At 67.3% G+C, this 5,238-nt stretch carries 5 protein-coding genes; all 5 read right to left on the bottom strand.

Features of this window, described 5'->3' with window-relative positions; all coding sequences use genetic code 11:
• Positions 1-512 (bottom strand): NADH-quinone oxidoreductase subunit J (locus AC1D15_RS17000; protein WP_477826892.1); only part of this gene is annotated, 512 nt, incomplete at its 3' end.
• Positions 513-647: 135 nt separating this feature from the next.
• A complete protein-coding gene (gene nuoI, locus AC1D15_RS16995; RefSeq protein WP_047502912.1) occupies positions 648-1,145 on the bottom strand; it encodes an NADH-quinone oxidoreductase subunit NuoI in 498 nt (165 codons plus the stop codon).
• A 12-nt stretch (positions 1,146-1,157) separates the two neighbouring features.
• Complete coding sequence (gene nuoH / locus AC1D15_RS16990) at positions 1,158-2,222, bottom strand: NADH-quinone oxidoreductase subunit NuoH (protein ID WP_047502914.1); 1,065 nt, start codon at positions 2,220-2,222, stop codon at positions 1,158-1,160.
• Positions 2,223-2,235: 13 nt separating this feature from the next.
• The gene (gene nuoG, locus AC1D15_RS16985) at positions 2,236-4,560 is read right to left on the bottom strand and encodes an NADH-quinone oxidoreductase subunit NuoG (protein ID WP_477826891.1); all 2,325 of its coding nucleotides are present in this window, start codon (positions 4,558-4,560) and stop codon (positions 2,236-2,238) included.
• Positions 4,561-4,583: 23 nt separating this feature from the next.
• Positions 4,584-5,238: NADH-ubiquinone oxidoreductase-F iron-sulfur binding region domain-containing protein (locus AC1D15_RS16980; RefSeq protein ID WP_477826890.1), on the bottom strand; the 655-nt coding region annotated here is incomplete at its 5' end.

The raw sequence follows: 5,238 nt of genomic DNA, 5'->3' as shown, positions 1-5,238 counted from the left end.
TCCTTGCGCTGGCGCAGCGTCAGCGCGATCGCCGCGACGATCGCCACCAGCAGCAGCACGGCCGCGATCTGCAGCGGGTACAGGTAGTGCGAGTAGATCTGGATGCCCAGCAGCTTGGTGTTGCCCAGCTGCATGGCGACCGGGTCGGTCGCCGGCGCGGTGCGCACGTCGAAGCCGGGGATCAGCACCGCGGCCATTTCCAGCACGATGATCACGCCGACCAGCGCCGCGACCGGGAAGTGCGTCCRGAAGCCCTGGCGCAGCGAGTCGACGTTGATGTCGAGCATCATCACGACGAACAGGAACAGCACCATCACGGCGCCGACGTAGACGAGCACCAGCGAGATCGCGAGGAACTCGGCGTGCAGCAGCATCCAGACGCAGGACGCCGAGAAGAACGCGAGCACCAGGAACAGCGCGGCATGCACCGGGCTGCGCGCGGTGATGACGCGGAACGAAGCTCCCAGCAGCACGGCCGAGAAGATGTAGAAAAGCGCGGTCGGGATGTCCATATTTGCTTTGCCGGTTTCTATCGCTTCACCCAAAAGCACATCAGAGCTTCCTGCCCAGCGACCGCCGCGGAACCGGCTTTGCCGGGCCGCTGGCGGTGCCCCCTGGGGGGAGGCGCCGAAGGCGCTTCGGGGGGGTCAACGATATTTGGCGTCTGCCTCCTTGTTGGCGGCGATCTCGGCCTCGTAGCGGTCACCGACGGCCAGCAGCATGTCCTTCGTGAAGTACAGGTCGCCGCGCTTTTCGCCGTGGTATTCGAAGATGTGCGTCTCGACGATCGAGTCGACCGGGCAGCTCTCTTCGCAGAAGCCGCAGAAGATGCACTTGGTCAGGTCGATGTCGTAGCGCGTCGTGCGGCGCGAGCCGTCGTCGCGCACCTCGGATTCGATCGTGATCGCCATCGCCGGGCACACCGCTTCGCACAGCTTGCAGGCGATGCAGCGCTCTTCGCCGTTGTCGTAGCGGCGCAGCGCGTGCAGGCCGCGGAAGCGCGGCGAGGCCGGCGTCTTCTCCTCGGGGAACTGCACCGTGATGTGCGGCGACAGGAAGTGCCGGCCGGTCAGGGCCAGGCCCTTGAACAGCTCGGTGAGCATGAAGCTCGAGAACAGGTCCTTGATGGAAGCCACTGCAGACATGGTCTTCTCTCCTTACTTCCAGAGGCTGAGGGGGGACTGCAGCCACAGCCCGACGACCACCAGCCACACCAGCGTGATGGGGATGAAGATCTTCCAGCCCAGGCGCATGATCTGGTCATAGCGGTAGCGCGGGAAGGTGGCGCGCACCCACAGGAACATGGTCACGACGACGAAGGTCTTGAGACCCAGCCAGATCCAGCCCGGGATCCAGGTGAACGGCGCGAAGTCGAGCGGCGACAGCCAGCCGCCGAGGAACATCGTCACGCACAGGATCGACACCAGGATCATGTTGGCGTATTCGGCGAGGAAGAACATCGCGAACGCCATGCCCGAGTACTCGACCATGTGGCCGGCCACGATCTCCGATTCGCCTTCGACGACGTCGAACGGGTGGCGGTTGGTCTCCGCCAGGCCCGAGATGAAGTAGACGACGAAGATCGGCAGCAGCGGCAGCCAGTTCCACGAGAAGACCGTGAAGCCGTGGCTCGCGCCGAAGCCCTTGCCCTGGCCGAGCACGATGTCGGTCATGTTGAGGCTGCCACTCACCATCAGCACGACGACCAGCGCGAAGCCCATCGCGATCTCGTAGCTGACCATCTGCGCCGAGGCGCGCAGCGCGCCGAGGAAGGCGTACTTCGAGTTCGAGGCCCAGCCGGCGATGATCACGCCGTAGACCTCCATCGAGGTGATCGCCATCAGGAACAGCAGGCCGGCGTTGATGTTGGCGAGCGCCACGTCGGGGCCGAACGGAATGACGGCCCACGCGGCCAGCGCCGGCATGATCGTCATCACCGGGCCGATCAGGAACAGCGGGCGGTTCGCCGCGGTCGGCAGGATGATCTCCTTGAAGATCAGCTTGACCGCATCGGCGATCGGCGTCAGCAGGCCCCACGGGCCGACCCGGTTCGGGCCCGGGCGGATCTGCGTCCAGCCGATGGCCTTGCGCTCCCACAGCGTCAGGTAGGCGACGCAGCCGAGCAGCGGCAGGATCACGACGATGATCTTGATCAGCGTCCAGACCACCGGCCAGGCCGCGCCCAGGTACTGGGTGCCGTAGAGGTTGAAGGTATCGATCATGGTGTGGGTGGGCTCAGGCCTTCTCGATCGACAGCGGGCCGAACATCGCGCCGAGCGCGGCGGTCAGCGCATGGCCGGCGGGAACGCGGACGGTGTTGGCGGCCAGGCTCGCGTCCAGGCGCGCCGGCAGCGTGATCGCCGCCCCGCCCTGCGAGACGCGCACGGTGTCGCCGTCCTTCAGGCCGAGCTGCGACCACTGCGCGCTGCCCAGCGACGCGACCGGCGGGCGGGCGTCTGCCGTCAGCTGCAGCGACGTGGCACGGCGCACCAGGCTGTCGGCCGCGTAGATCGGCACGTCGGCGATGCGTTCCAGGCCACCGGCCGGGGCGGCCAGCTTGACTGCTTGCGAACCTGCATTGCTCAGGCGCGAGGCGATCGTGCTCACGTCGCCCAGCGCCTCGGCGCGCACTTCATCGGAGGTTTCCTGCTCGAAGCCCTTCAGGCCCAGCACGTTGCCCAGCACGCGCAACACCTTCCAGGCCGGGCGGGTGTCGCCGAGCGGCTTCACGACGCCATGGAAGCCCTGCACGCGGCCTTCGGCATTGACGAAGGTGCCCGAGGTCTCGGTGAACGGCGCGATCGGCAGCAGCACGTCGGCCACGTCKAGCGCGGCATCCTTGAACGAGGTCAGCGCGACCACCATGTCGGCGGACTGCAGCGCGGTCTTCGCGGCCAGCGGGTTGGCGGCATCGAACTCGGGCTCGACGTTCAGCAGCAGGCAGGCGCGCAGCGATCCGCCGAGCATCTCGCCGGCGTTCAGCCCGCCGTTGCCCGGCAGCGCATTGACGAGTTGCGCGCCGACGGTGTTGGCGGCAGCCGTGAGGTAGCCGACGCTCGCGCCGGTCTGCGCACCGATCCAGTTCGCCAGCGACAGCAGCTCGGCGGCCTGCGGGTGTTGCGCGGCGGCATTGCCGAGCAGCACGGCCTTGCGCTCGCCGCTCAGCAAGGACGTGGCAACAGCAGCGGCCACGGCATTCGCCGCGTCATCGGCCGTCACCTGCACCGGCGCGGCAACGCCCTTGGCCGCGCCCACGGCGGCCGCGATGCCGGCGAGTGCCGCGACCCAGCCGCTCGGCGCCACCGCCTGCTGGCCGGCCATCGGCATCAGCCAGTCATCGGCCAGCGCGTTCAGGCTGTGCACCTTGGCGCCCTTGCGGGCGGCCTGGCGGATGCGCTGCGCGAACAGCGGGTGGTCCTTGCGCAGGAACGAGCCGACGACCAGCACGCGTTGCAGCGTCGACAGCGACGCGACCGTCGTGCCGAGCCATTGGATGCCTTCGGTCGGGCGGAAATCGGCATGCCGCGTGCGGAAGTCGATGTTCTCGCTGCCCAGGCCGCGCACCAGCTTCGCGAGCAGGTGCAGCTCTTCCACGGTGGCGTGCGCCGAACCGACGGCGCCGATGCTCTTCGCTCCGTGGTCGGCCTTGATCTGCGACAGGCCCTTGGCCACGTACTCGAGCGCGGTGGTCCAGTCGACGGTCTTCCACTCGCCGCCCTGCTTGATCATCGGCGCAGTCAGGCGCTGGTCGCTGTTGACGGCTTCGTACGAGAAGCGGTCGCGGTCGGCCAGCCAGCATTCGTTGACGTCCTCGTTCTCCAGCGGAACGACGCGCAGCACCTTGTTGTTCTTGACCTGYACGATCAGGTTGGCACCGGTGCCGTCATGCGGGCTCACGCTCTTGCGGCGCGACAGCTCCCAGGTGCGAGCGCTGTAGCGGAACGGCTTGCTGGTGAGCGCGCCGACCGGGCAGACGTCGATCATGTTGCCCGACAGCTCGCTGTCGATGGTGTCGCCGGCGACGGTGGTGATCTCGGAGTGCTCGCCGCGGTGGATCATGCCGAGCTCCATCACGCCCGCCACTTCCTGGCCGAAGCGCACGCAGCGCGTGCAGTGGATGCAGCGGCTCATCTCTTCCATCGAGATCAGCGGACCGACATCCTTGTGGAAGACGACGCGCTTCTCTTCGGTGTAACGCGACGACGACCCGCCGTAGCCGACGGCCAGGTCCTGCAGCTGGCACTCGCCGCCCTGGTCGCAGATCGGGCAATCGAGCGGGTGGTTGATCAGCAGGAACTCCATCACGCCCTGCTGGGCCTTCAGCGCCTTGTCGCTCTTGGTGCGCACGATCATGCCCTGCGTCACCGGCGTCGCGCAGGCGGGCATCGGCTTCGGCGCCTTCTCGACGTCGACCAGGCACATGCGGCAGTTGGCCGCGATGGACAGCTTCTTGTGGTAGCAGAAGTGCGGGATGTAGGTGCCCGCCTTGTCGGCCGCATGCATCACCATGCTGCCTTCGGTGACCTGGACCTTCTGGCCGTCGAGTTCGATTTCAATCATGTCGTGTTGCCCCGGGACGGGTCTCAGGCGTGGACCGCAACCGCGCAGGTCTTGTGCTCGATGTGATGGATGAACTCATCACGGAAGTGCTTGATCATCGCGCGCACCGGCATCGCGGCGGCGTCGCCGAGCGCGCAGATGGTGCGGCCCTGGATGTTGTCGGCCACCGAGTTCAGCAGCTCGATGTCTTCCATGCGGCCCTGCCCGTGCTCGATGCGGTCGACCATGCGGAACAGCCAGCCGGTGCCTTCGCGGCACGGCGTGCACTGGCCGCAGCTCTCGTGCATGTAGAAGTACGACAGGCGCAGCAGGCTCTTGACCATGCAGCGGGAGTCGTCCATCACGATGACGGCGCCCGAGCCGAGCATCGAGCCGGCCTTCGCGATGGCGTCGTAGTCCATCGTCGTGTCCATCATGATCGAGGCCGGCAGCACCGGTGCCGACGAGCCGCCCGGGATCACCGCCTTCAGCGTGCGGCCCTTGCGCACGCCGCCGGCGAGCTCGAGCAGCTTCGAGAACGGCGTACCCAGCGGGACCTCGAAGTTGCCGGGGCGCTCGACATCGCCGACCACCGAGAAGATCTTGGTGCCGCCGTTGTTCGGCTTGCCGATCTCGAGGTAGGGCTGGCCGCCGTTGCGGATGATCCACGGCACCGCGGCGAAGGTCTCGGTGTTGTTG

Source organism: Rhizobacter sp. P2_H2 (genome assembly GCF_056403375.1).
Note: the sequence above shows the minus strand (reverse complement) of the source record. Positions and strands in the feature narration are given on the sequence as shown.